This is a genomic window from Actinomycetota bacterium (assembly GCA_040754375.1).
In the GTDB taxonomy this organism is placed as follows: domain Bacteria; phylum Actinomycetota; class Acidimicrobiia; order Acidimicrobiales; family AC-14; genus JBFMCT01.
Genome location: JBFMCT010000040.1, coordinates 1 through 23,138, shown reverse-complemented (window position 1 = coordinate 23,138; position 23,138 = coordinate 1). Strand labels below are relative to the sequence as shown.

Sequence of the window (23,138 nt, the reverse complement as noted above, 5' to 3'; positions counted from 1 at the left end):
CCTCGGGCTGGTCGGTGCCCTGTGGCCGCTGACCGGGCGCCAGCGCGACCCCACGGCCGTCCCCGGGCGGCGGGCGGCTGTCGCCTTGGCCGTGGGGGCGGTCGCCTTCACCGTGGGGCGCTTCGCCACCGGGGGCCCGGTGGCCGCCCACCCGCTGCTGTTTCGCCTCCTGGTCCTCAACGCCTTGGCGGCCGTGGCCGAGGAGGCGTTCTTCCGCCGGATGCTCTACGGGGCGCTGCTGCCCCGGGGCCAGACGGTGGCCATCGTCGGCTCGGCCGTCGCGTTCGCGGCTGTGCATGCCTGGGTGTGGGGCCTGTGGGTCCTGCCCCTCGACCTGGCCGCCGGGCTGCTCCTGTCGTGGCAGCGGGCCGCCTCGGGCCGCTGGTCGGTCCCGGCCGCCACCCATGTCTTTGCCAACTCCCTGGCTCTCGTGTGAGGTCGCCCATGTTCTCCAAGTCCCGCCGGACCACCACCGTGACCGCTGCCGTGGTCCTCGCCCTGACCGCCGCCGGGTGCTCGGCAGGCGCAGGTAACGGCGACGCCATCACGCTGGGCGCCATCTACCCGATCTCGGGCCGCCAGGGGCCCGGGGGGGTCGAGGAGGCCAACGGCGCCCGCCTGGCTGTCGAGCTGGCCAACGAGCGGGGCGGCGTGCGAGGCCGCCAGTTGCGCCTCGACGTGATCGACGTCGACGCCGGCGAGGCCGCCCCGGCGGCCATGGAGGACCTCAAGCGACGAGGCGTCGATGTCGTGCTCGGCACCTACGGGAGCACGATCTCGGCGCCCGCGGCCGTCTCCGCCCAGCGCAACGGAATGCTGCTGTGGGAGACGGGGGCCGTCGGCCAGGTGTCGGGGGACGCCGGCGGGGGCGAGTCGTTCTTCCGCACGGCCCCCATGGGCGCCGGCCTAGGCAAGGCCGCAGTCGCTTTCGTGCGCGACCAGCTCCAGCCCCTGCTGGAGCCCGGCCAACCGCTGCGTTATGCCGTGGCCTACGTGGACGATGCCTACGGGCGGGCCGTAGGCCTGGGGGCGGTGGACGAGATCGAGGCCAGTGGCCAGCAACTGGTTGGGACCTTCCCTTACCGCATCGCCGGGCTCGACGCGGCCGCCGTCATCCGCGACGTCGCGGCCGCGAAGCCCGACGTCCTCTTCGTCTCGGCCTACCTCGACGACGGCATCGAGCTGCGGCGAGAGACGATCACCCAGAGCGTGGCCCTCAAGGCCAGCATCGGGACCAGCTCCAGCTACTGCATGCCGTCCTTCGCCCATGCCCTGGGGCCGGCGGCCGTGGGCCTGTTCGCCTCCGACAAGCCCGACGGCGCCGTCGTGCGCACCGACGCCCTCACCCCCGAGGCCCAGGCCGAGCTGGCGTGGGCACGAGCCCGCTACCAGGAGCGCCACGGGGAGGAGATGAGCCCGGCCGCACTCGCCGGCTTCGCCAACGCCTGGGCCCTGGTCGGCCACGTGCTGCCTGCGTCCGGCGGCCTTTCGCCCGCGGCGGTGGCGGACGCGGCCCGAACGGTGAAGCTCCCCCAGGGCGCCCTGCCCAACGGGGCCGGCCTCGACATGGCCGGCCCCGGGGAGCCCGACGCGGGCGAGAACCGAGGGGCCGTGAGCGTGATCTGGCAGTGGGTGGACGCCAAGACCCAGGCGGTGGTGTGGCCGCCGGCCTTCGCCACCCGGCCCCTCCAGGCCATCCCCATCCTCACGTGACCGGCCCAGGCTGCGGGCCGGCAACGGGCCCCCGGTGAGCCGCGGCCTGCGGGCCGCGGGTGCCGCCTCGGTGGCCCTCTACGTGCTGGCCGCCGTCCTCACCGGGCGCCTGCCCGGTGGCGGTCGACCCCTGTTCGACGGGTTCGCGCCGCCCGCCCCCTACCGCTGGGTCAACCCCCCGCCCGAGCTGGTCTCCACCAACGAGCGCCCCGAGCAGGCCGAGCGCAACGTGCCCCTGACGGCCGAGGGGAACGAGGCCACCAACGCCAGCACCAGCGACGCCCAAGTCATCGTCACCCTGCCCACGGGGGCCATTCCCCCCAACGGGGACGACACCACCGTCCGCCTCCGCCTGCTGCCCCTCGACCCGGCCACCCTCGCTCCCCTGCCCGATGGGCTACGCCCGGCCAGCAACGTCTACCGCGTCACCCTCGACTACCAGCCTTCGGGCGAAACGGTCACGGCCATCGCCCCGGGCCCGGCCGTGGCCCTGACGGGGGCGGTCCAGGCCACCCAGCTCCTGTACTCGCCCGACGGTTCGGCGTGGGGGCAGGCCCAAGCCCGCCCCTTCGGCAACACCCACGGCTACACCGGCCCCTTCCTGGGCCCCGGCTTCTACATCGTGGTGGCCCCGCACCCGACGCCCGTGGCCGGACCGAAGGGCGGGCCCGGGCCCTGGGCGTGGACGGCGCTGGCCGCGGCGCTGGCCGCGGTGGGGACCGCAGCCGCGGCCGTCCTGCGCCGCCGGCGGCGGGCGGGCCAGCTCCGCCAGGCCGAGGCGGCAGCACGTACGAAGGCGGCCTCCCGGCGACCTGGGCCCAGCAGGGGGAAGAAGAAGGGCAAGGGCGGCCGCCGATGAGCCGCGGTGCACGACATCGAGCAAGAAGCGACCGGAGGGGTTGCTTCTTGCACAAACACAGCCGGTCACCGGGGAACAGGCCATCGCGGGGCTGGACGGGCGCACCCCTACAATGCCCGTTCCTATGACCGCGCCGGTGATCGTCGTTCGGGGACTGCGCAAGTCCTACGGGGGACGCGAGGCCGTGCGGGGTATCGACCTGACCGTCGACCAGGGCGAGATCTTCGCCTTCCTGGGGCCCAACGGGGCCGGCAAGACGACGACCGTCGAGGTCCTGGAGGGCTACCGGTCCCGCGACAGCGGGGACGTGTCGGTCCTGGGCATCGACCCGGTGGAGGCCGACAGGCACTGGCGCCAGCGGGTGGGGGTCGTCCTCCAAGAGCTGCGCCTCCCGTCACTGCTGACCGTGCGCGAGGTGCTGGCCATGTACGCCGGCTACTACGCCGCTCCCCGGCCGGTGGACGAGACCATCGAGCTGGTGGGCCTGAGCGACGCCGCCGGTACCCGGACCTCGAAGCTGTCGGGGGGCCAGCAGCGCCGGTGCGACGTGGCCCTCGCCCTGATCGGCGACCCCGAGCTGCTGTTCCTCGACGAACCCACGACCGGCTTCGACCCGGCCGCCCGGCGCGGGGCGTGGAAGCTGATCAGCGGGCTGCGCGACCTGGGCAAGACGGTGTTCCTGACCACCCACTACCTGGAGGAGGCTCAGGCCCTGGCCGACCGGGTGGCCATCCTGCGCGACGGTAGGATCGTGGCCGAGGGCCGGCCCGACGAGCTGGTGGGCGGGCGCACGACGACGATCAGCTTCTCGCTCCCCGAGGGCGCCGGCCCCGACCGGCTGCCGGCCCCATTGGCCGCCCGGGTACGGCCCGAGGGCAGCCGACTGGTGTTCACGTCGTCGGCCCCGGTAACCGACCTCCACCAGCTCACGGCCTGGTCGATCGAGACGGGGACCGTACTGGCCGACATCGAGGCCGCCCGCCCGTCCCTGGAGGACGTCTACCTCGAGCTGACGGCGGTGGAGGGCCCGTGAGCGAACGCCGCTCGGGCACCCTGCTGCTCCACCAGTACCGCTACGACCAGAAGCAGTTCTGGCGGGAACCGGCCACGGTCTTCTTCACCGTCGCCCTCCCGCTCCTGTTCCTGTTCCTGTTCGTCTCGATCTTCGGCAACGACACGGTGGTCGTCCGGGGCCACGAGATCAAGGCCTCGACCTACTTCGTGCCCGGCATCGTGACCCTGTCGGTCGTCTCGGCCACCGTGCTCAACCTGGCCATCACGTTCACCATCCTGCGGGAGAAGGGGCAGCTCAAACGGGTGCGGTCCACGCCGCTGCCCCCGTGGGTCTACCTCGGCGGGCGGGTCCTGACGGCCACGGTCGTGTGCGTGCTGCTGGTGGCGGCCGTCACCCTGCTGGGCTGGCTCGTCTACGGGGTCAGCCTCCCCACCCACACGCTCCCCGGGCTGTTGCTGACCCTGCTCGTGGGCACGACGGCGTGCTGCGCCCTGGGGTTCGCCCTCACCACCATCATCCCCAGCGAGAACGCCGCCCCGGCCATAACCAACGCCATCATCCTGCCCCTCTACTTCTTCTCGGGGATCTTCATCCCCGACAGCAGCCTGCCCGAGGCCATGAAGTTCGTGGGCTCGATCTTCCCGGTACGCCACCTGTTCCAGTCCTTCCTCTACGCCTTCGACCCCCTCACCGAGGGTGCGGGCATCGCCGCCGGCCACCTGGCCGTGGTCGCCGCCTGGGGCGTGGTCGGCGCCTTGGTGGCCGTCCGCAGCTTCCGCTGGACGCCCCGTGCCTGACACCCGCTTGACGGGCGGCCACTCGCCCCATTAGGTCTACGGCAGGCGCGGCGGCTTATCGGGGGTGGGACAGTGCGGCCGCAGCTGGGCGCCGGGCGGCGACCCCATGGTCGCGCCCTTCACGGACTGCACCCAGCAGGCCACCAACGGCCACTACATCACCTTGCAGTTCGACCCCACGGGCACGCTGTGGGCCGCGTTCATGGCCGACGACCCGGCGTCGACTCTGACCCTGGCCCGCGCCCAGCGGCCCCGCAACATCTACCTGGGCCGCTCCGACGACTCCGGGCGTACCTGGCGCACGACCCTGGTCTACGAGGGCCAGGCCGGCGACCCCGGGATCGGCAACAGCCGGCGGGCCATGGTGGCCGTCGACCCGACCGACAACCGCCACGTCTACGTGGGCTGGCAGAAGGGCGGCGCCGGCAGCCCCCCGACGGGCGTGGAGCGCAAGGCCATGATCCAGGCCTCCCACGACGGGGGCCGCACGTTCGGCCCTCCGGTCGTGCTCAGCACCGAGGTGGGCGGCAGCCAGCCCAAGCCGGTGGTGGACGCCAACGGGGTGGTCCACGTCACCTACGCCAACGACCAGTTCGGCGTGCCCGCCAGCGAGGCCCGGGGCCGCACCCTGTGGTACCAGCGCTCCTCCGACGGCGGGCGGACGTGGTCGCCCCGGGTCGAGCTCGACCCCGGCACCCCCGGGTTCGCCTTCATGCGCAAGCAGGCCATCGCGGCCGACATCGAGACCGGGACGATCCACGTCACCTGGTACGGCGCCAACGTCCCCGCGCCCCGGCGCCCGCCCCCGGGCGAACCGTCCACCGCCGAGTTCGACGACCGCCACATCTTCGTGCGTTCGTCGCCCGACGGGGGCGAGACGTGGCTGCCGTCGAAGATCGTCAACGACGACGTCGACCGCCGGAACACCCAGCACTACGACTCGGGCATCTCGGTCGCCCCCAACGGCCGCCTCGACGTGGCCTGGTACGACTTCCGCAACAGCCCCACCCCCGAGACCGATATGCCGGGGGGCAACGGTGGAGGGGCCAACGACGTCTACTACGCCTACTCGGCCGACGGCGGGCGTACCTACTCGCGCAACATCCGGGTGACAGACCGGATCATCAACCGCGAGATCGGCGTGTGGTCGAACAACGTCCACAGCCACACCAACGTGGCCGTGGCCTCGTCGGAGAACGTCGCCTACATCGCCTGGCAGGACACCCGCAACGGCAACCCGACCTTCCAGGCCGAGGACATCTACTTCGCCACCGTGCGCTTCCCGGCGGTCGAGGGCGCGGCCGACGACGGCGGGGTGCCCACCTGGGTGCTGGTCGGGGCGGCCGCCGCCATGGGCATGGCCCTCACCATCCTGCTGGCCCTGGCCGCCAACCGCCGCCGGGCCTGACCCCACCGCCGGGCCCGACCCCCCGGGACGGGACCGTCAGGCCCCGTCCCGGGCGTCCCAGGTGGGGATGAGGCGGCGGGCGGCCCGGGCCTCGTCGACCCGGCCCACGGGGGTGGAACGGGGCGCAGCGCGGGCCGCGTCACCCGTCTCGGCCGCGATGGCCACCAAGGCGTCGGCCAGGGCCTCGAGGGTCTGGGGGCTCTCGGTCTCGGTGGGCTCGATCATTAGGGCCTCCTCCACGATCAGGGGGAAGTAGACGGTGGGGGCGTGAAAGCCCTCCTCCAGGAGGCGCTTGGCCACGTCGAGGGCGCGCAAGCCGTTGCGCCTACGCAGGGACGCGGCCGAGACCACCAGTTCGTGCATGCACGGGCGGTCGAAGGGGATGTCGTAGGTGCCCCGCAGTCGGTGGCGCAGCCAGTTGGCGTTGAGAACGGCGCCCTCGGCCACCCGGCGCAGGCCGTCACCCCCGTTGGCCAGGATGTAGGACCAGGCCCGGGCCAGGGCCAGGGCATTGCCGTGCCACGAGTGGACGCGGCCGATCGAGCGCTCGGGGGTGGCCCACTCGTAGGCTTGGCCGCCGCCCACCCGCACCGGCCGGGGCCCCGGCAGGTAGGGCGCCAGGCGCTCGGTGACGGCCACCGGCCCGGCTCCCGGGCCCCCGCCGCCGTGGGGCACGGCGAAGGTCTTGTGCAGGTTCAGGTGGACGATGTCGAACCCCATGGCCCCGGGCAGGGTCACGCCCAAGATGGCGTTGAAGTTGGCCCCGTCGTAGTAGAGCAGCCCCCCGACCTCGTGGACGGCGGCCGCCATCTCCACGATGTCCTGCTCGAACAGGCCCAGCGTGTTGGGATTGGTGAGCATTATCCCGGCCACGTCGTCGTCCAGGCGTTCCCGCAGGGCGGCCAGGTCGACCAGGCCCCGCTCGTCGGAGGGGACCTGGGTGACCTCGTAGCCCCCAAGGGTGACCGACGCCGGGTTGGTGCCGTGGGCCGAGTCGGGGATCAGGACCCGGCGCCGGGGCCGGGGGCCGGGGTGGTCGGCGTGCCAGGCCCTCATCAGCAACAGCCCGGTCAGCTCCCCGGCGGCCCCCGCCGGCGGCTGCAAGGTGGCCGAGTGCATGCCGGTCACGGCACACAGCGCCGCCTCGAGCTCGGCCAGCAGGCCCAGCCACCCCTGGACGAGCGGGGCCGGGGCCGAGGGGTGGACGTCGGTGAGGCCCGGCAAGGAGGCGGCGTCGTCGCACAGCTTGGGGTTGTACTTCATGGTGCACGAACCCAGCGGGTAGGCCCCCAGGTCGACCGAGAACTGGCGGTGGCTCAGCCGGGTGAAGTGGGCCACGACGTCGCGCTCGGACACCTCGGCCACTGGCGCGGGCTCGGCTCGCAGGTGGGCGGCGGGCACCAGCTCCTCGGGCGCCCACGCCGGCAGCCCGCTCTCACGGAAGCTGGCCGCCGAGCGCCCGGGCACGGACAGCTCGAAGATCGTCGGCTCCGCCTCGCGACCCATGAGCGGTGCGGACCCGGCCCGGCCTCCGGGGGCGGTCATCTGACGACCTTCTCGAAGGCGGCCACGTAGGCGTCGATCTCGGCCCGGGTGCGCCGCTCGGTGGCCGCCACCAGAAGGTCGTGGCCCAGTTCCCCGGGCAGGGCCACCCCGGCCAGGAAGCCCTCTTCAGCCATGCGCTCGATGAGGACCTCGGGCCGCAGCCGGGTGCGGACCGCGAACTCCCTCACCACCGGGGCGTCGGACGGGGCCTCCACCCCGTCGATGGCCAGGAGCGCCTCTCGGGTATAGCGGGTGGCCCGGGCGCAGCGCAGGGCCAACTCCCGTAGCCCGGCCGTACCCAGCCAGGCCAGCTGCACGACACACGCCACCGCGATCAGGGTCTGGTTGGTGCACACGTTCGACGACGCCTTCTCGCGGCGGATGTCCTGCTCGCGAGTACGCAGGGTCGTCACGTAGGCCCGCCGGCCCTCGGCGTCGACGGTCTCGCCCACGAGGCGGCCGGGCAGGCGGCGGACGTGCTCACGGCGGCACGCGAACAGCCCGAGGTAGGGCCCGCCGAACGACAGGGGCGTGCCGAAGGGCTGGCCCTCCCCCACCACCACGTCGGCCCCGTAGTCCGACGGCGGGCGCAGGAGGGCGGCCGCCACCGGGTCGACGGCCACCACCAGCAAGGCCCCCACCCGCCGGGCGGCCTCGGCCGCGGCCGCCAGGTCCTCGATGCAGCCGAGGTAGTTGGGGTACTGGACGACGACGGCGCCCACCCCCTGGCCCCCGCCCTCGTCCTGCGGCCAGGCGGTGACGCCCCCGGCCAGAGGCACGGTCACCAGCTCGTGGCCGGTGCCCGCCGCGAACGTCGCCATGACCTCCCGCCAGTTGGGGTGGACACCCCGGGACACCCACACCCGGTTGCGCCCGGTGGCGGCCACCGCCAGGTTGACGGCCTCCACGCACGCGCTGGCGCCGTCGTAGAGCGAGGCGTTGGCCACATCCATCCCCGTGAGCCGGCAGACCACCGTCTGGTACTCGAACAGGGCCTGGAGCACCCCCTGGGCGACCTCGGGCTGGTAGGGGGTGTAGGCCGTGACGAACTCGGAACGGAAGGCCACCCGCCGTACCACGGCCGGCACCTCGTGGTCGTAGGCCCCCCCGCCCGCGAAGCAGACCAGGCTGCTTCCCCGGCCCACGGGGCGGTTGGCGGCCGCCAGGGCCTCCATGCGGTCGCCCACGTCGGGTTCGGACAGGCCGTCGGGGAGGTCGAGCCCGCCGGCCAGGCGCAGGGCGCCGGGCACGGTGGCGAACAGCTCCTCGACCGAGGCCAGCCCCATGAAGGCCAGCATGCGGGCCACTTCGGTGTCGGTGTGAGGTACGTAGTGGCCCACGCGCCGTCACCTTAGGCGGCGCCGGGGCCCCGCCCGCCAACGCCGCCGCCCTCCGGCCGGCAGGCCCCCGGTCAGCCGCCCGCCGGGCGGGGACGGGGCCGGGAGCGGCCCACGAAGGGCAGGGGGGCGATCGTAGCCGGCAGGGACTGGCCCCGGGCGTCGATGGTCACCTGGTGGCCTTCGCGCGAGTGGGGCGAGAGCAGGGCCAGGGCGATCCCGTGGCCCAGGGTGGGCGAGAAGTTGCCGCTGGTCACGACCCCGATGGTCTCGTCGGTGCCGGCCATCACCGGGTAGCCGGACCGCGGGGGCTGGCGGCCGTCGACGGTCAGGCCCCGCAGCTCACGGTCGACCCCTCGGCGGCGTTCGGCCTCCAGCGGGGCGCGCCCCCGGAAGTCACCCTTGTGCCACGCCACGACCCAGCCGAGGCCGGCCTGCAGGGGAGTTATGCCCGGCCCCAGCTCGTGGCCGTGCAGGGGCAGGCCGGCCTCCAGGCGCAGCGTGTCCCGGGCCCCGAGGCCCGCGGGCAGCACCCCGGCGTCGAGCACGGCCTCCCACAACGACAGGGCGGCGGCCGCCGGGACGGCTACCTCCACCCCGTCCTCGCCGGTGTAGCCGGTGCCCGCCACCAGGCAGGTGCTCCCCTTCCAGCGGAACTTCTCGACCCCGAAGCGGGGGACGGTCCGAGCGGCCGGGACCACCCCACCCAGCCAGGCCCGGGCCTCGGGGCCCTGGACGGCGATCACCGCCCGGGCGGCCGTGATGTCCTCGCCGCCCACGGCCTCCAGGACCTGGTCGGTGTTGGACGCGTTGGGCATGACGTGCAGCTCGTCCTCGTCGACCCACCACACGATGATGTCGTCGACCACCGAAGCGTCCGCCGGGTCGAGCAGGTGGGTGTACTGCGCCCGCCCCGGCCCGATCTTGGCCAGGTCGTTGGTCAGGGTGCGCTGGAGACGCTCGAAGGCGTCCGGGCCCGACACCCGGACCGTCCCCAGGTGGCTCACGTCGAAGGCCACCGCCCCCGACCGGCACGTCCGGTGCTCCACCAGGGTCCCCGACGGGTAGGAGAGCGGCATCTCCCACCCCCCGAAGCCCACCATCTTGGCGCCCAGGTCACGGTGGGCGACATCGAGGGGCGAGTGCCGCAGCCCGGCCATCAGCCCTTCTCCGGGCCCGCCCCGCCCGAACGGGCGGCCTCGAGCACCGCCAAGACGTCGTCGTGGAGCAGACCGTTGGTCGAAAGCACGCTCCCGCCGTCGGGCCGGCGCCGGCCCCCGAGGTCGCTGAATCGGCCCCCGGCCTCCTCCACGATCACCTGCAACGGCGAGATGTCCCAGTGGGCGACCTCGGGCTCCAGGGCGACGTCGACCGCGCCCTCGGCCACCAGGACGTGGGACCAGAAGTCCCCGAAGCCCCGGCTGCGCCAGCAGCGGCGCTCCAGCTCGACGGCCGCCTGGCCTAGGCCGTGGACCTCGAAGCCGATGAAGCTGTCGTAGCTGAGCTGGGCGTCGGCCAGGTCGGCCACGGCCGAGACGGCCAGCCGGTGCCCGTCGGCCCACGCCCCGTGGCCCCGGGCCGCCCACCACCGGCGCCCCAGGGCGGGGGCCGACACGACGCCCACCTCGGGGACGCCGTCGCACTCCAGGGCGATGAGCGCGCCCCACACGGGGATGCCCCGCACGAAGTTCTTGGTGCCGTCGATCGGGTCGAGGACCCACCTTCGACGCGGGCCCCCGACCTCGGCCTGGCCCTGGCCGGGCGTGTGGCCCATCTCCTCGCCCAGCACGGCGTCGGCCGGCCGGGCGCGGGCCAGCAGGTCGCGCAGCGCGACCTCGGCGGCGCGGTCCGCGTCGGAGACGGGCGTCAGGTCGGGCTTGGTGGAGACGACCAGGTCGGTGGCCCGGAACCGGGGCACCGTGATGGCGTCTGCGACGTCGGCCAGCGCCAGCGCCAGCTCGAGATCTGGGGTGCTCAGGCCGGTTTCCTCCGGCCCCGGTGGGTAACCGACCGGTCGATGGGGCGGTCGGGGGCAGAACGGGGGCCAGGCCCGCTCTCGCCCGGGCCGGGACGCTCGGCCGGGCCGTCGGCCGTCGGACGGCCGTCGTCAGTGTCGATGTCGAAGCGCAGGGGCAGGGGCTCGACCGAACCCTCCCCGGCCGCCGCTTGGGACGGCTCCTCCAGCCCGAACTTGACCAGCAGGTTGAGGTAGTCGCGCTGGTAGAAGACCTTGATCCGCACGTCGGGGTAGAGCTCGCGCAGCCGGCGGGCCTTGCGGTTCTTCTTGGTCACCAGCTTCTGGTTGAGAGTGGTGATCTCGATGAACAGGTCGTAGGCCGGCAGGTAGAAGTCCGGGCTGAACGCCTGCTGGGGCTGGCCCTCCTTGTCCCAGGCCAACACGAAGGTGCGGGGCTCGTACTCCCAGGCGATGCCGTAGAAGTCGAGCAGCTTGGCGAACTGGCGCTCGGAGTTGTGGGCGAAGCGGACCGACTCGTGCGGGAGCGGTCCCGGGCTGGCCGTGGGCTTACGGTCAGGCGCGGGAGCCAGCAGGCGGGGCCTGCGGCCCCCCGGGCCGGGGGTGCCCGCAGGGACGAAGGGACCCGGGCCGTAGGGCTCCCCGCCGCGGGCTTCCGGCGTCGGCGCGGGCGGCAGGGCTCATCCCCCCCGTAAGGCCTGGGCTTGGGCCGGGTGCTCGGCCGCCCCGTTGGTCGCCGCCTCGACCACGGTGGCCGGCCGCAGCTCGGTGATGGCCGCGTCGAGCTGCTCGGTCACGCCGCCGAGGGCAACCACGCTGAACACGCCCTGGCCTCTGCGCATGAGGTCGACCAGCTCGCCGTCGCTGCGGACCAGCACCGAAGCCGGGCCGTTGAGCACCAGCCGGGCCGCCGACAGGTCACCGTCGAGGTTGGAGCGCAGGTACTCGATGGCCACTCGGGCGGACTGCAGCGAGACGCCCGCGTCGAGCAGGCTCTTGATGACCTTCAGCTCGACCAGGTCGCGGTACGAGTAGCGGCGCTGGGACCCGCTGCCCCGGGCATCGGCGATCGACGGCCGGATGAGGTCGGTGCGCGCCCAGTAGTCGAGCTGGCGGTAGGTGATGCCGACGATCTTGCAGACCTGAGGGCCCCGGTAACCCCCGGCCCCGGCCTCGTCCCTGTCGTGTGACTTCTGGGCCACCTTTGGCCTCCATCTGCGAAGCGGCTGACAGCCGCGTAGTTACGCCCGTGTCACAGGCTAGGCCGTAGCCGCCTCCCGGTCAACGAACCTCGCCGCCCACCGCCGGGGGCGCCACGTCCTCAGGAAGCGAAATCCTCGGGGTTGACACCTTCGAGGAACTCGCGGAAGCGCTCGACCTCGTCCTCGTGCTCCTCCTCGTCCTCGGCCACGGGCACGGCCGCCTCCTCGAGGACGCCCTCGTCGGCGAAGATGGGCGTGCCCAGGCGGACGGCCAGGGCGATGGCGTCCGACGGCCGGCTCGACACCTTGTAGCCCTTGCCGCCGTTGCTCATCTCGATCTCCGCGTAGAACGTGCGGTCGCGTAGCTCGGTGATGACCACCCGCTCGACGGCCACCCCCAGCGCACCCAGCAGGTCACGCATCAGGTCGTGGGTCATCGGCCGAGGTGTCGACACCCCTTGGAGCGCGAACGCGATAGCGGTGGCCTCGACGGGGCCGATGAAGATGGGGAGCACCCGGTGATCGCCGTCGGCCTCGCGCAGCAGGACGATCGGGTTGTTGGTGGGCATCTCCACCCGGACGCCTACCAGATGCATCTCGACCACAGCCCGACCCTACCTCGCGTAGAGCTCTTCGACGTACGCATCGGGGTCGGCCCGGAGCACCTTCAGCTCGCCCGCCACGACCCTGTCGAGGTTGCGGTAACGGCCCGCGAAGTCGAGCCCGTAACCCAGCACGAACTCGTCGCCTACCTCGAAACCCCGGAAGCGAACGGGGGTGGGGACGATCCGGCGGACGGCCTTGTCGAGCAGCACGCACGCCTCGACGGACCGCGGCTGGTGGCCCCGGAGCTGGCCCAGCAGGTAGGTGAGGGTGAGGCCGGTGTCGACGATGTCCTCGACGAGGACGACGTCGAGGCCGAGCACGTCGATGTCGAGGTCCTTGACGATCCGCGCCCGCCCCGTGTCGGGGGCGTAGGCCGAGATGGCCAGGAAGTCGATGACGGTGGGGACCGTCATCCGCCGCACCAGGTCGGACAGGAACAGGACGCTGCCCTTGAGCACGGCCACCATGACCACCCCGCCCGGGTAGGCGGCCGACATCTCCTGGGCCAGCCGTTGCACGCCGGCCGCCAGCTCACCCGCGGGGACGAGCGTGCGTACCCCCCTCCCGCCGCCACTGGCCGGCCGCGGGCGAGGGTCGTCGGCTACGGGCCCTCCAGGTACTGGCGCAGGGCCTGGCGCAGCATGGCGGCCCGCAGGCTGTGGCCCAGCCGGGACAGCTCGTTGAGCGTCTCGGTGGCCTGGCGGCGGGCCTGGGGGTTGCGCTGCTTGAGCATCGGCATCACGACCTGCTCGAAGAAGCCCGCCTCCCGCTCCCCGGCCACCTTGTACATGCGCAGGTGGCGGGCCTCGACCCCGTAGCGCATGAACCCGGCGGCCAGGTTGGCCACCAGCAGGGCCTCTTCGTCGTAGTAGCGGTTTGACCCGACCCGCCTGGGAGCCAGCAAGCCGTAGCGCTCGAGCTCGGCCAGCTCGTCCTCGGCCAGGCCGGTGGCCCCCGACAGCTCGCCCAGCGTCATGCTCGACCCCGTCCGGGCCACCGTCAACGGCAGCCCCTCGACCTCGGGCCCGGCTACGGGGGCCGGTGACGGGGCCCGGGCCGCGGGCGCGGCCGGCGGGGCCTGAGCCGGCGGGGCCTGAGCTGGCGGGGCGGCGGGCGGGGGGCCAGGGGGGGTTTGGGCCGGGGCGGCGGCCGGGGTTTCGGCGGGCGGGGGGCCGGCCACCGGGGCCGGGCTGGGCAACCCGACCGGGCCGCCGTTGGCCGCCACCTCCTGCCCCGGCCGGAGGGCCGGCGGACCGCCGGAGACGTGGGCATCGTTGGCCTCGGGCTCCTCGGGCGGGACGGGTGTCCCCGCCCGCAGGCGGCCCTTGATGACCTTCAGAGGCAGGAAGTTCTCCCGCTGCTGGCGCAGGATCCACCGCAGGCGCTCCACGTCGTTGTCGTAGAACTTGCGGTAGCCCGACGGGGTGCGCTCGGGGTCGAGCAGGCCCTGGCTCTCCAGGAACCTGATCTTGGAGATCGTGACCTCGGGGAACTCCTCTTTGAGCAGGGAGAGGACCTCGCCGATCGACAGGTACGCCCGGTCGTCGACGCTCATGCCGCAGGGCCCGGGATGGGGGGCGGGGTCAACCCTGTTCCTCCTGGTCGAGTGGTCCCGGGTCGGCCCCGGAGAAGAACACGAGCTTGAACTTGCCGATCTGGAGCTCGTCGCCCGAGCCGAGCCGGGCCTCCTCGATGCGCTCGCGGTTCAGGTAGGTGCCGTTTAGAGACCCGACGTCTTTGACCATGAAGCCGCCCTCGACGCGGACGATCTCGGCGTGGCGCCGCGACACGGTGATGTCGTCGAGGAAGATGTCGGAGTTGGGGTGGCGGCCCGCCCTGGTCACGTCGGCGTCGAGGACGAACTTGGAGCCGGCATTGGGGCCCCGCTTGACGATGACCATGGCCATCGTGGCCGACAGCTCGCCCAGCGTGACCGTGAGCTCCTCGTCGGCTACGTCGCCGACCCCCTCGGCCGGAGCGAACGTGACTGTGGTCTCGTCGTCGGGTGGCTCGAGGACGGCCCCGCACGAGGAGCAGAACGTGGCGCCGGCCGGGTTCCGGTGGCCGCACTGGTTGCAGTACACGGCCGCCCACGGTAGTGCCACCAGCGCCCGAAGTCTCTACCTCTAGTCCAGGTTTGTGGGGGACGGCCGGGGAAAGGCCTCAGTCGGCGGTGAGCGCCTGGTAGGCGGCAGAGTCGAGGAGGGCTTCGAGGGCACGGGGATCGTCCGGTTCGATCACGCAGATCCAGCCCTCGCCGTAAGGGTCGTCGTTGAGGCGGTTGGGCGAGTCGTTGAGCTCGAGGTTGACCTCGGTGACCGTGCCGGTCACCGGGGCGTAGAGGTCGGACACCGACTTGGTCGACTCCACCTCGCCGAGCTGCTCACCAGCGGCCACCTTGGCCCCGACCTCGGGGAGGTTCACGAACACGACGTCACCGAGGGCATCCTGGGCGTAGTCGGTGATCCCCACCCTGACCCGGCCCCCCTCCGGGAGGGCCCACTCGTGGTCCTGGCTGTAGCGCCTGTCTTCGGGAACGTTCATCGGCTGCGACGCTAGCCCGCCCGTCGCCGAGGGTGTCAGCGGAGCATCTGGCGTACGTGACGGGTCAGCTCCTGGGCCCGGCGGCGGGCGTCGGCGTCGCTCGTGCCCTCGGCCCACACATGGGTCAGGGGCTCGTCGGGGTCGGGGAGCACGAGAGCCCAGCCTTCGGCGTCCACCACCTTGACGCCGTCCACCAGGACCAGGTCACGGTCCTTGAACTGCTCCACCAGCAGGCGCATGACCACGCCCTTCTCCTCCCAGGGGGTGACCACCGTCTCGTGGGTGAGGTGGGCCCGGGGCTGGCCCGCGACCACCCGCGAGAGCCGGGTACCGGCCCTGGCCATCAGCTCCAGGATGCGGGCCAAGGCGGCCGTAGCGTCGTAGGCGGGCAGGAAGTCGGGGAAGATGTAGCCCCCGTCGGTGCTGGCCGCGAACGTCACCCCGCCCGTCGCGGCCGTGTCCATCAGGTGGGCAGCCGACAGCTTCGTCCACACGATCTCGGCCCCGTGGGCCGCGGCCGCCCGCTCCACGGCCCGGCTGGCGGTCACGGGTACGGCGATGCGGGCCCCCTCGTGGACGCTGGCCACCAGCGTGACCATGGCCGTGAGAGCCTGCTCGTGGGTGAGGACGTGGCCCTCGTCGTCGACGAACACGACATGCTCGCCATCGGGGTCGATCACCGCCCCCAGGCTGGCGTTCGAGGCCCTCACGAGCTGGGCCACCCGGGCCGCGTGGGAGGCCGGGTCGAAGGCGGCCGCCCCCGCCGTCGAGGCGTAAGGGTTGACCGACAGCACGTCGGCCCCCAGCTTGGCCAGCACGCTGGGCATGAGCACCGAAGTCGAGCCGTAGGCGTAGTCGAGCACGATCCGGTAGGAGGCGGCCCGCACGGCGTCCACGTCGATGCCTCGCACCAGGGCAGCCGTGTAGTACTCCATGGCCCGGGGCGCGAACCCGATGTCGCCGATCTCGGCCGCGAACGCCCGCCTGAAGTCCCCTCGGTAGTAGGACCGCTCCACCTTGCGCTGGGCCGCCTCGTCGAGGTCCGTCCCGTCGGCGTCGAAGAAGCGGATGGCGACCGACTGGGGGTCCCCGGGCACGAGGCGCACCGTGATCCCGCCGCGGGCCCGCTCCGAGCGCATCTGGAACCGGGTGACGGGGACGGGGGCCATCTCCAGGTCGTCCACGTTGACCCCGGCGGCGTTGAGCCCGGCGTGGACCGCCCGCTTGAGGGCGCGGGCCGCCCGGCTGGAGTCACGCGAGGTCGTCACCGTCACGCCCTTGCCCATCGTCGTGCCGAAGGCCATGGCCACCCGGCAGGCCAGCTCGGGCGTGACGTCGACGTTGGCCAGCCCACTGACGCCGAGGCGGCCGAACAGGCTGCGCGAGCCGCGCGACTCCCAGACGATCGAGGAGTTGATGATCGCCCCCGACTCGACCGTCTTGAACGGGTAGATCTTCACGCCGGGGTTGACCACCGCGTGGTCGCCCACGAAGCAGTCGTCGCCCAGCACCACCCCTTCTTCGCAGCGGGCGTAGGCCCGCATGTCGCAGTTGCGGCCCACGACCGTGCCCCGGAGGCGGACGGCGGCGCTCAGGTAGGCGTTGTCGTGGACGACCGAACGCTCCAGATCGGCATCCTGGCGGACCATCACGTTGGCACCCAGGACCGTGTAGTTGCCTAGGCGGGCACCGGCCTCCACCCGGCAGAAGTCTCCGATGATGACGGGGCCCTCTACCCGGGCGGCCGGGTCGACCTCGGCCCCCTCCCCCAGCCACACCCCCTCGGACACCCGGAACCCCGGTATCTCGACCTCGACCTTGCCTCGCAGGACGTCCCGGTGGGCCCGCAGGTAAGCCTCCAGGGTCCCCACGTCCTCCCAGTAGCCCTCGGCCACATGGCCGATCACCGGCTTGCCGCCCGCCAAGAGCTCCGGGAACACGTGCTCGCTGAAGTCCACGGCCCGCCCCTCGGGGATGTGCTCGAAGATCTCCGGCTCGAGCACGTAGATGCCGGTGTTCACCGTGTCGCTGAACACCTGGCCCCACGTGGGCTTCTCCAGGAACCGCTCGATGGTGCCGTCCTCGCGGGCGATGACGATCCCGAAGTCGAGGGGGTTCTCCATCGATTTGAGGGCCAGCGTGGCCATGGCCCCCCTCCGGCGATGGACGTCGACCACCTCGCTCAGGTCGATGTCGGTCAGGACGTCGCCCGATATGACCATGAACGTCTCGCCCAGCTGGGCCATGGCGTTGCGGACCGACCCGGCGGTGCCCAGCGGGCTCTCCTCTGTGGCGTAGACCATGCGCACGCCGAACTCCGAACCGTCGCCGAAGTAGGTGCGGATGGCCTGGGGTAGGAAGGCGAGGGTGACCACCACCTCGTCGAACCCATGGCGCCGGAGCAGGTTGACGACGTGCTCCATCATCGGCCGGTTGGCCAACGGCATGAGCGGCTTGGGCTGGTTCGACGTGAGCGGCCGCAGCCGGGTGCCCTCACCCCCGGCCATGATCACCGCTTTCACCGCTTCGACCCTACCCCGCCCCGGCCAGGGCCCATCACGTCCGAGCGGCTCGGCCCTCGGCCAGGGCGGCTCGGGCCGACGGCACGTAGCGGGCGGCCGCGTAGTAGCTGAAGCCCAGGCCCACCAGGGCACACGCCCAGCCGACCGCCCGGGCGGCGTCGGCCGCCGCGAACGCCGGGTCGTTGCCGGCCAGGAAGAAGGGGAAGGCGGCCATCAGGGCGAACGTGCCCACCTTGCCGGCCCGGGTGACGTCGATCCGCCGGGCCCCCATGGCGGCCAGGGCGACGACCGCGGCCGAGACCAGCGCCTCGCGCACCAGGACGGGCCACGCCACCAGGGCGGGCACCGAGCCGTCGACCAGCAGGCAGACCACGGCCGTGCCCAGGAGCAGCCGGTCGGCCACCGGGTCGAGCACCTTGCCGAGGTCCGAGACCTGGTTGAAGCGCCGGGCGATGTAACCGTCCACCCAGTCGGTCGCCCCCAGGCCCCCCAGGAGCAGAGCGGCCCCGACCCGGTTCTCCCGGCCGAGCAGCAGCCACACGAAGACGGGGATCAGGCACAGCCGTACCAGCGAGATCAGGTTGGGGACGGTCAGGACGCGGCTCGCGCCGTCCTGGTCGCCCCCCTCCCCCCCCTCCTCCGGCACGCCGGGAGTCTACGGCGGCCCGGCCCCGGCAGCCCTGACGGCCTCCCACACCTGGCGGACGTTCTCGAAGCGGTCGTCGGCGAGGGCCTCCAGCGATCGGACCACCCACTGCGGGGCGTGGTTCTCGCGAGCGCTCTCGACCACCTCGCCCGTCCTGGCCGGGAAGACCGAGGGCGCCAGGTAGCGGGCCAGGTCGGCCCGGAGCTCAACCTCCTGGTCGGCGTCGGGGCCCCGCACACGGGAGTCGGGAGTGGGGTCCCCGTCGGCGGGGCCCTCCTGTTCCCGCCGCTCGTCGGCGCGGGCCTCGACGGGCGCGCCGCGGACGATCGACCGCGTCACGTGCTTGAGCTCTTCGTCGAGGCGGGGGCCGTGCTTGTCGCTGCCGCGTTCCATGTGCGGTTGCTACCCGCCATGGCCCTCGCGACAACCGGCCGCCGGAATCCCCGGTCGGGGCCGGGCGTTGAAAATAGGCGGAAGCCTGAAGGGAAGGCGGTACTCCGGTGGTCGACATGGCTGTCAAGGCGGCGGGCCTGCCCTCCGGCGGCGGGGAGGAACACCTCGTGCGCGTGTACCTCGACGAGATCGGCCGCGTACCCCTGCTGACCAGGGATGAGGAGAAGCACCTGGGCCAAGCCGTCCAGCGGGGACTGCAGGCGGCCCGGGCGCTGGAGCAGGTAGGCGACGGCCTCGACGGGGCCGCCCGGCGCCGGCTCGAGGAGGCGGCCGCCGTGGGGCAACGGTCTGCCCGACGGTTCGTGGAGGCCAACCTCCGCCTCGTGGTGTCGGTGGCCAAGAAGTACTCCGGGGCATCGAGCCTGTCGCTTCTCGACCTCGTCCAGGAGGGGAACCTGGGCCTCATGCACGCGGTCGAGCGGTTCGACCCTGGGCGCGGTTTCCGGTTCTCCACCTACGCCACCTGGTGGGTCCGCCAGGCCATCACCCGGGCCATCGCCAACTGCGGCCGCACGATCCGCCTCCCCGTGAGGACCGGTGCGCTCCTCAGCCGTGCCCGGAAGGCCCAGGCCACCATCGAGGCCGAGGCCGGCCGGGCGCCCACCCGCGAGGAGTTGGCCGACGAACTGGGTGTGACCCCGGGCGCCGTCGACGACCTGCTGTGCGTCCCCGCGGCGGTGGCTTCCATCTTCGATCGGGTCGGTGGTCACGAGGAGGGCTCGGAGCTGGCCGACATGCTGGCCGACCCCCAGCCGTCACCCTTCGACCGCTTGTCCGAGGACATGCTGCCCGTCCAGGTCCGCGACCTGCTGGCCACCCTCAACGAGCGGGAGAGGCGGGTGGTGATGCTCCGCTACGGGCTCGACCGGGGGCGGCCGCGTACCCTCGAGGAGGTCGGCCAGGTGTTCCGCCTCAGCCGGGAACAGGTCCGCCAGATCGAGCGGCGGGCACTGGCCAAGCTGCGCAGCCGCTCGACGGCCGCCGAGGCCCGCGACCTGCTGGCCGGCTGAGCGGCCCGGTCAGATCTCGGCCTCCGGCCAGGCCGCCTGGAGGTCGGTGACGAGCTGGTGGACGACGGCCGCGGGGGCGGGACCGGCCCCTTCGGCCAGGTCCAGGGCCAGCCTCCCCAGTTCGGTCCATGTGACCACCCCGGTGGCGGCCAGCAGGTCCGATGCCGGGCGCCCGTCGAGCAGAGCCACCCCGGTCGCCGCCCCCACCAGGGCCTCGGACCGTTGCGCCCCCGGCGGTACGACCAGGACCAGCCCCGCCTGGCGGGCACCCTTGAGCGACCGGTCCAAGGCTCCGACCGCTGCGGCCGTCACCTGCTCGATCGGAGGGGCGGCCTTGAGCGTGGCCGCGGCCACGACCACCGCTTCGGGCCCGTCGAGCACGACATCGCTCACGTCGGGCCCGGCCAACTCAGCCCCCCACGGGTCGACCGCGGCCGCCGACCACTCCAGAGCCGACAGTGGGTTGCCGGGCCCGCAGGCCACCTCGAGCAACGCCGGCACCCACGTATCGGGCTCCCACAGGGCCAGGGCCCGGAAGGCGTTCCAGGCCATCCGGTCGGGGCGCGCCCGGTCCGCCAACCGGGCCCGCTCCCGGGGCCCGAGGGCGGGGTCGGCGGCGTCCACGGTCCACGGGTCGGTGTTGCCGTTCATGGCCGATGTCGTACCCGGCGGACCGGCCTGAGGAACCGTGACGTAACCTGCGGCCATGACCGATGCGTCCGACGCCGACCGTCTCGAGCAGTCGCTCCCCATCGAAGAGGAGGACGAGGTCGAGCTCGCCCGCCTGGCCGACCTCGAGCCCGAGGTGCCCGAGGCCGACGCCGTCGAGCAGGCGCTGCCGGCTGATGTCAACCCCGACGAGGACCGCCGCTGAGCCCCGACCCCGCCTGACGCGGCTACGGGGCCCCGTTCCCGTCGCGGTCGCCGCCGGCTGACCGGGCCTCCGCCTTCTTGCGGGCCGTCGCTTTGGCGGAGGGCTTGCGGGTGGCTGCTGCCTTGGCCGGTCGGGCACCGTCAGCCACGACCGGTTCGCGGTGGTCGTGGGTGTGGGCCTCGCCCTCGTGCTCGCGGTCGAAGTCCTCGTGGGGGTAATGGCGGTGACGCACGGCGGCATGGTCGTGCTCGTGCTCGTGGTAGGAGCTGAGGTGCTCGAAGCCGCCTGTCATGTCCCGGTAGTTGTGCGTGACGTGGTAATGCCCGTGGTCGTGCACCACAGCCTCGTGGTCGTGCTCGTCCCACTGCTGACCTGCGTGGTCCATCCCGCCTCCTCGTAGTCGTGTCCGCGTGCCTACCCGTGCTCCACCATCATCATTCAAGCCACGCCGGTCCGCCGGTAGCCTGGGTGACGTGAACAACGAGGGTGGCGGCCGGCGGGAGATCGTCGGGATTGCGGGCGCCCTGGCACTGGTCATCGTCCTGGTGGCTTTCGTGCTCGACAACAGCCACCGAGTCACGGTGGGCTTCGTCGTCACCGAGCGCCGGGTGGCGCTCATCTGGGTCCTGCTGGTCACCGCCCTGCTGGGCGCGGCCGCCGACCGCATGCTCCGGCTCGTCTGGCGACGCCGCAACCGCTGACTCCCTAACCGGCGGGCTCGGCCACCTTGTCGAGGTCCTCGGCCAGGTGGCAGGCGGACCGCACGGGGCCTACCTGACGGAGGACGGGGTCCTCGGTCTGGCACATGTCGGCCGAGCACGGGCAGCGGGGATGGAAAGCACAGCCCGACGGGGCCTTGAGCAGCGACGGCGGAGCGCCTTCGATGGGCGTGAGCGACGCCTTGCGCCCGGCCGTGAGCTTGGGCAGCGAGGCCAGCAGGCCCCGTGTGTAGGGGTGGCGGGGGTGGCGGTACACCTCCCCGACGGCCCCCCGCTCCACCACCCGGCCGGCGTAGAGCACGGCCATCTCCTGGGCCAGGCCGGCCACCACCCCGAGGTCGTGGGTGATGAGGATGATGCCGATCCCCTTGTCGCGCTGGAGGTCGCGCAGCAGGTCGAGGATCTGGGCCTGGATGGTCACGTCGAGAGCGGTGGTGGGCTCGTCGGCGATGAGCAGGTCGGGGTCGTTGGCCATGGCCATGGCGATCATGGCCCGCTGGCACATCCCGCCCGAGAACTGGTGGGGGTAGTCGGCGGCCCGCCGGTCTGGCTCGGGGATGCCCACCCGGCCCAGGAGCTCGACGGCCCGGGCCAGAGCAGCTTTCTTGCCCATCTCGGGGTGGTGCACCCGTACGGCCTCGGCCACCTGGCTCCCGATGGTGAACACCGGGTTCAGCGAGGTGACCGGGTCCTGGAAGATCATGGCCATCTTCGAGCCGCGGAGCTTGCGCATCTCCTTGGCCGGCATCCCCAGCAGTTCCTTGCCTCTGAACTTGACCGATCCCGTGACGGTGGCGTTGCGGGGCAGCAGGCCCATGGCCGCCAGCATGGTGACCGTCTTGCCGCACCCCGATTCCCCCACGACGCCCATGACCGTGCCCTCGGGGACGGCCAGGTCGACGCCCCGCACGGCATGGACCGTCCCGGCCTCGGTCCGGAACGTGACATTGAGGCCGGAGACCTCCAGTACCGGTGTCGTGCTCAAAGTCCCACCAGCCTAAGCCGTCCACCCGTGCATGTTCACAGTAGATGTGTTTCGCATATAGAGGTCATAGACACTATGCGGTGACGGTCAATGACTACTACCCTTCTGGCGCCGTGCCCCGGGAGCCCGGGGGCGAAGCTCAACAAGTGGGGGTAAGAGATAGTGCGCCGGAAGTTTTTCGCGCTCGCCATCGTGCTGGGCATGCTGGCCGCCGCCTGCGGCGGCAGCGACGGAGGCGGTAGCAGCCAACCGACACCGGCGGCAACAGAGCCTGACCTCAACGCCACCATCCGGGTAGGCGCCAACGAAGACCAGTGGACCGTCAACGGCACCGACGCCAAGGCGACCCACTTCATGTACGTCACCAACCAGAACGTCTACGAGCCTCTCGTCTACCTGGGGTCGGACTACCAGCTCAGGCCCGGCCTGGCCACCGAGTGGTCTATACAGCCTGACGGGCTGACGTGGCGGTTCAAGCTGCGCCAGAACGTACGGTTCCACGACGGCACGCCCTTCACGGCTGACGACGTGGTGTGGACGTGGGGGCCGCGCATGGCCGAGGGCCGCATCTTGGCTACGGCGGCCAACACGCTCCACCCCATCGGGCAGACGACGCCCACCCCGGGGGCGGTCACCAAGGTCGACGACTTCACGGTCGATTTCCGGCCCCTGGCCCCCAACCTGCGCCTTCCCGAGCAGATCGCCCACCCCGAGGGCGCCATCGTGAAGAACAACACCCACAATGACACCCCCCCCTTCGCCGGGACCGGGCCCTACAAGTACGTGAGCTACGTCGAGAAGCCAGGACTCCTGACATAGTGCGCTGAAAGCCCTGGTGGCGAGGGCCCCATCCATCATCTGAGGCCGCCGAGCGACGATAATAGATGATGTCGAGTGCTGCGGTCCTGGTGGGTGCTGGACTGGCGAG

At 72.5% G+C, this 23,138-nt stretch carries 26 protein-coding genes and 2 pseudogenes; 10 read left to right on the top strand and 18 right to left on the bottom strand.

The annotated features are described in order from the left end of the window. The 6 genes from AB1673_14315 to AB1673_14290 all read left to right on the top strand — a co-directional run. Positions 1-436 (top strand): CPBP family intramembrane glutamic endopeptidase (locus AB1673_14315; protein MEW6155138.1); only part of this gene is annotated, 436 nt, incomplete at its 5' end. An 8-nt stretch (positions 437-444) separates the two neighbouring features. Next, complete coding sequence (locus tag AB1673_14310) at positions 445-1,713, top strand: ABC transporter substrate-binding protein (GenBank protein ID MEW6155137.1); 1,269 nt, start codon at positions 445-447, stop codon at positions 1,711-1,713. 34 nt (positions 1,714-1,747) lie between these two features. After that, a complete protein-coding gene (locus AB1673_14305) occupies positions 1,748-2,572 on the top strand; it encodes a hypothetical protein (GenBank protein ID MEW6155136.1) in 825 nt (274 codons plus the stop codon). A 124-nt stretch (positions 2,573-2,696) separates the two neighbouring features. Further along, on the top strand, positions 2,697-3,605 hold the full coding sequence (locus tag AB1673_14300; GenBank protein MEW6155135.1) for an ABC transporter ATP-binding protein: 909 nt from the start codon (positions 2,697-2,699) through the stop codon (positions 3,603-3,605). Then, the gene (locus tag AB1673_14295) at positions 3,602-4,384 is read left to right on the top strand and encodes an ABC transporter permease (protein MEW6155134.1); all 783 of its coding nucleotides are present in this window, start codon (positions 3,602-3,604) and stop codon (positions 4,382-4,384) included. Before AB1673_14300 ends, AB1673_14295 begins: the two co-directional genes overlap by 4 nt. A 106-nt stretch (positions 4,385-4,490) precedes the next feature. Continuing rightward, the gene (locus tag AB1673_14290) at positions 4,491-5,792 is read left to right on the top strand and encodes a sialidase family protein (protein MEW6155133.1); all 1,302 of its coding nucleotides are present in this window, start codon (positions 4,491-4,493) and stop codon (positions 5,790-5,792) included. A gap of 36 nt (positions 5,793-5,828) precedes the next feature. Here AB1673_14290 and gcvPB read toward each other — a convergent pair whose 3' ends face one another. From gcvPB to AB1673_14215, 15 genes and pseudogenes are all read right to left on the bottom strand, one after another. Then, positions 5,829-7,298: an aminomethyl-transferring glycine dehydrogenase subunit GcvPB gene (gcvPB, locus tag AB1673_14285; GenBank protein MEW6155132.1), complete on the bottom strand. Its 1,470-nt coding sequence runs from the start codon at positions 7,296-7,298 to the stop codon at positions 5,829-5,831. 35 nt (positions 7,299-7,333) lie between these two features. Continuing rightward, complete coding sequence (gene gcvPA / locus AB1673_14280; GenBank protein MEW6155131.1) at positions 7,334-8,677, bottom strand: aminomethyl-transferring glycine dehydrogenase subunit GcvPA; 1,344 nt, start codon at positions 8,675-8,677, stop codon at positions 7,334-7,336. Positions 8,678-8,748: 71 nt separating this feature from the next. Continuing rightward, positions 8,749-9,834 carry a glycine cleavage system aminomethyltransferase GcvT gene (gcvT, locus tag AB1673_14275; GenBank protein MEW6155130.1) on the bottom strand — a complete coding sequence of 362 codons (1,086 nt, stop codon included), beginning with the start codon at positions 9,832-9,834 and terminating at the stop codon, positions 8,749-8,751. Continuing rightward, positions 9,834-10,652: an inositol monophosphatase family protein gene (locus AB1673_14270; protein MEW6155129.1), complete on the bottom strand. Its 819-nt coding sequence runs from the start codon at positions 10,650-10,652 to the stop codon at positions 9,834-9,836. Before AB1673_14270 ends, gcvT begins: the two co-directional genes overlap by 1 nt. Next, the gene (locus tag AB1673_14265; protein ID MEW6155128.1) at positions 10,649-11,074 is read right to left on the bottom strand and encodes a hypothetical protein; all 426 of its coding nucleotides are present in this window, start codon (positions 11,072-11,074) and stop codon (positions 10,649-10,651) included. The genes AB1673_14270 and AB1673_14265 overlap by 4 nt, the downstream gene beginning before the upstream one ends. A 255-nt stretch (positions 11,075-11,329) precedes the next feature. Next, entirely contained in the window at positions 11,330-11,851 is a 522-nt protein-coding gene (locus tag AB1673_14260; GenBank protein MEW6155127.1) for a MerR family transcriptional regulator, read from the bottom strand. A 119-nt stretch (positions 11,852-11,970) separates the two neighbouring features. Continuing rightward, positions 11,971-12,456 (bottom strand): bifunctional nuclease family protein, encoded by a 486-nt coding sequence (locus tag AB1673_14255; GenBank protein MEW6155126.1) that lies wholly within the window; start codon positions 12,454-12,456, stop codon positions 11,971-11,973. Positions 12,457-12,465: 9 nt separating this feature from the next. Continuing rightward, positions 12,466-12,993: pseudogene (gene hpt / locus AB1673_14250) on the bottom strand (hypoxanthine phosphoribosyltransferase). Between the two features lie 65 nt (positions 12,994-13,058). Beyond that, positions 13,059-13,775 carry a MerR family transcriptional regulator gene (locus AB1673_14245; GenBank protein MEW6155125.1) on the bottom strand — a complete coding sequence of 239 codons (717 nt, stop codon included), beginning with the start codon at positions 13,773-13,775 and terminating at the stop codon, positions 13,059-13,061. A 6-nt stretch (positions 13,776-13,781) separates the two neighbouring features. After that, a pseudogene (locus tag AB1673_14240) lies at positions 13,782-14,012 on the bottom strand (MerR family transcriptional regulator). Positions 14,013-14,040: 28 nt separating this feature from the next. Further along, positions 14,041-14,562, bottom strand: coding sequence for an FHA domain-containing protein (locus AB1673_14235; GenBank protein MEW6155124.1), 522 nt, complete (start codon positions 14,560-14,562; stop codon positions 14,041-14,043). A gap of 58 nt (positions 14,563-14,620) precedes the next feature. Beyond that, a complete protein-coding gene (gene gcvH, locus AB1673_14230) occupies positions 14,621-15,001 on the bottom strand; it encodes a glycine cleavage system protein GcvH (protein MEW6155123.1) in 381 nt (126 codons plus the stop codon). Between the two features lie 35 nt (positions 15,002-15,036). Continuing rightward, positions 15,037-17,523: a sugar phosphate nucleotidyltransferase gene (locus AB1673_14225; GenBank protein ID MEW6155122.1), complete on the bottom strand. Its 2,487-nt coding sequence runs from the start codon at positions 17,521-17,523 to the stop codon at positions 15,037-15,039. A 34-nt stretch (positions 17,524-17,557) separates the two neighbouring features. Then, the gene (locus AB1673_14220; protein MEW6155121.1) at positions 17,558-18,169 is read right to left on the bottom strand and encodes a CDP-alcohol phosphatidyltransferase family protein; all 612 of its coding nucleotides are present in this window, start codon (positions 18,167-18,169) and stop codon (positions 17,558-17,560) included. A gap of 9 nt (positions 18,170-18,178) precedes the next feature. After that, the gene (locus tag AB1673_14215; GenBank protein ID MEW6155120.1) at positions 18,179-18,562 is read right to left on the bottom strand and encodes a DUF2795 domain-containing protein; all 384 of its coding nucleotides are present in this window, start codon (positions 18,560-18,562) and stop codon (positions 18,179-18,181) included. Positions 18,563-18,678: 116 nt separating this feature from the next. Here AB1673_14215 and AB1673_14210 point away from each other — a divergent pair, with 116 nt between their 5' ends. Then, on the top strand, positions 18,679-19,632 hold the full coding sequence (locus AB1673_14210; GenBank protein MEW6155119.1) for a sigma-70 family RNA polymerase sigma factor: 954 nt from the start codon (positions 18,679-18,681) through the stop codon (positions 19,630-19,632). Between the two features lie 9 nt (positions 19,633-19,641). Here the strand turns inward: AB1673_14210 and AB1673_14205 are convergent, their stop codons facing one another. Further along, a complete protein-coding gene (locus tag AB1673_14205; protein ID MEW6155118.1) occupies positions 19,642-20,283 on the bottom strand; it encodes a hypothetical protein in 642 nt (213 codons plus the stop codon). A 55-nt stretch (positions 20,284-20,338) separates the two neighbouring features. Here AB1673_14205 and AB1673_14200 point away from each other — a divergent pair, with 55 nt between their 5' ends. Further along, positions 20,339-20,506, top strand: coding sequence for a hypothetical protein (locus tag AB1673_14200; protein MEW6155117.1), 168 nt, complete (start codon positions 20,339-20,341; stop codon positions 20,504-20,506). A gap of 22 nt (positions 20,507-20,528) precedes the next feature. Here AB1673_14200 and AB1673_14195 read toward each other — a convergent pair whose 3' ends face one another. Further along, a complete protein-coding gene (locus tag AB1673_14195; GenBank protein ID MEW6155116.1) occupies positions 20,529-20,891 on the bottom strand; it encodes a hypothetical protein in 363 nt (120 codons plus the stop codon). A gap of 88 nt (positions 20,892-20,979) precedes the next feature. Between AB1673_14195 and AB1673_14190 the strand changes: the two genes are divergently transcribed. Then, positions 20,980-21,207, top strand: coding sequence for a hypothetical protein (locus AB1673_14190; GenBank protein ID MEW6155115.1), 228 nt, complete (start codon positions 20,980-20,982; stop codon positions 21,205-21,207). A gap of 4 nt (positions 21,208-21,211) precedes the next feature. Here AB1673_14190 and AB1673_14185 read toward each other — a convergent pair whose 3' ends face one another. Then, entirely contained in the window at positions 21,212-22,210 is a 999-nt protein-coding gene (locus AB1673_14185; GenBank protein MEW6155114.1) for an ABC transporter ATP-binding protein, read from the bottom strand. Between the two features lie 162 nt (positions 22,211-22,372). On the opposite strand from AB1673_14185, the gene AB1673_14180 reads away from it, so the two are divergent. Next, entirely contained in the window at positions 22,373-23,029 is a 657-nt protein-coding gene (locus tag AB1673_14180) for an ABC transporter substrate-binding protein (protein ID MEW6155113.1), read from the top strand. Positions 23,030-23,138 lie beyond the last annotated feature (109 nt).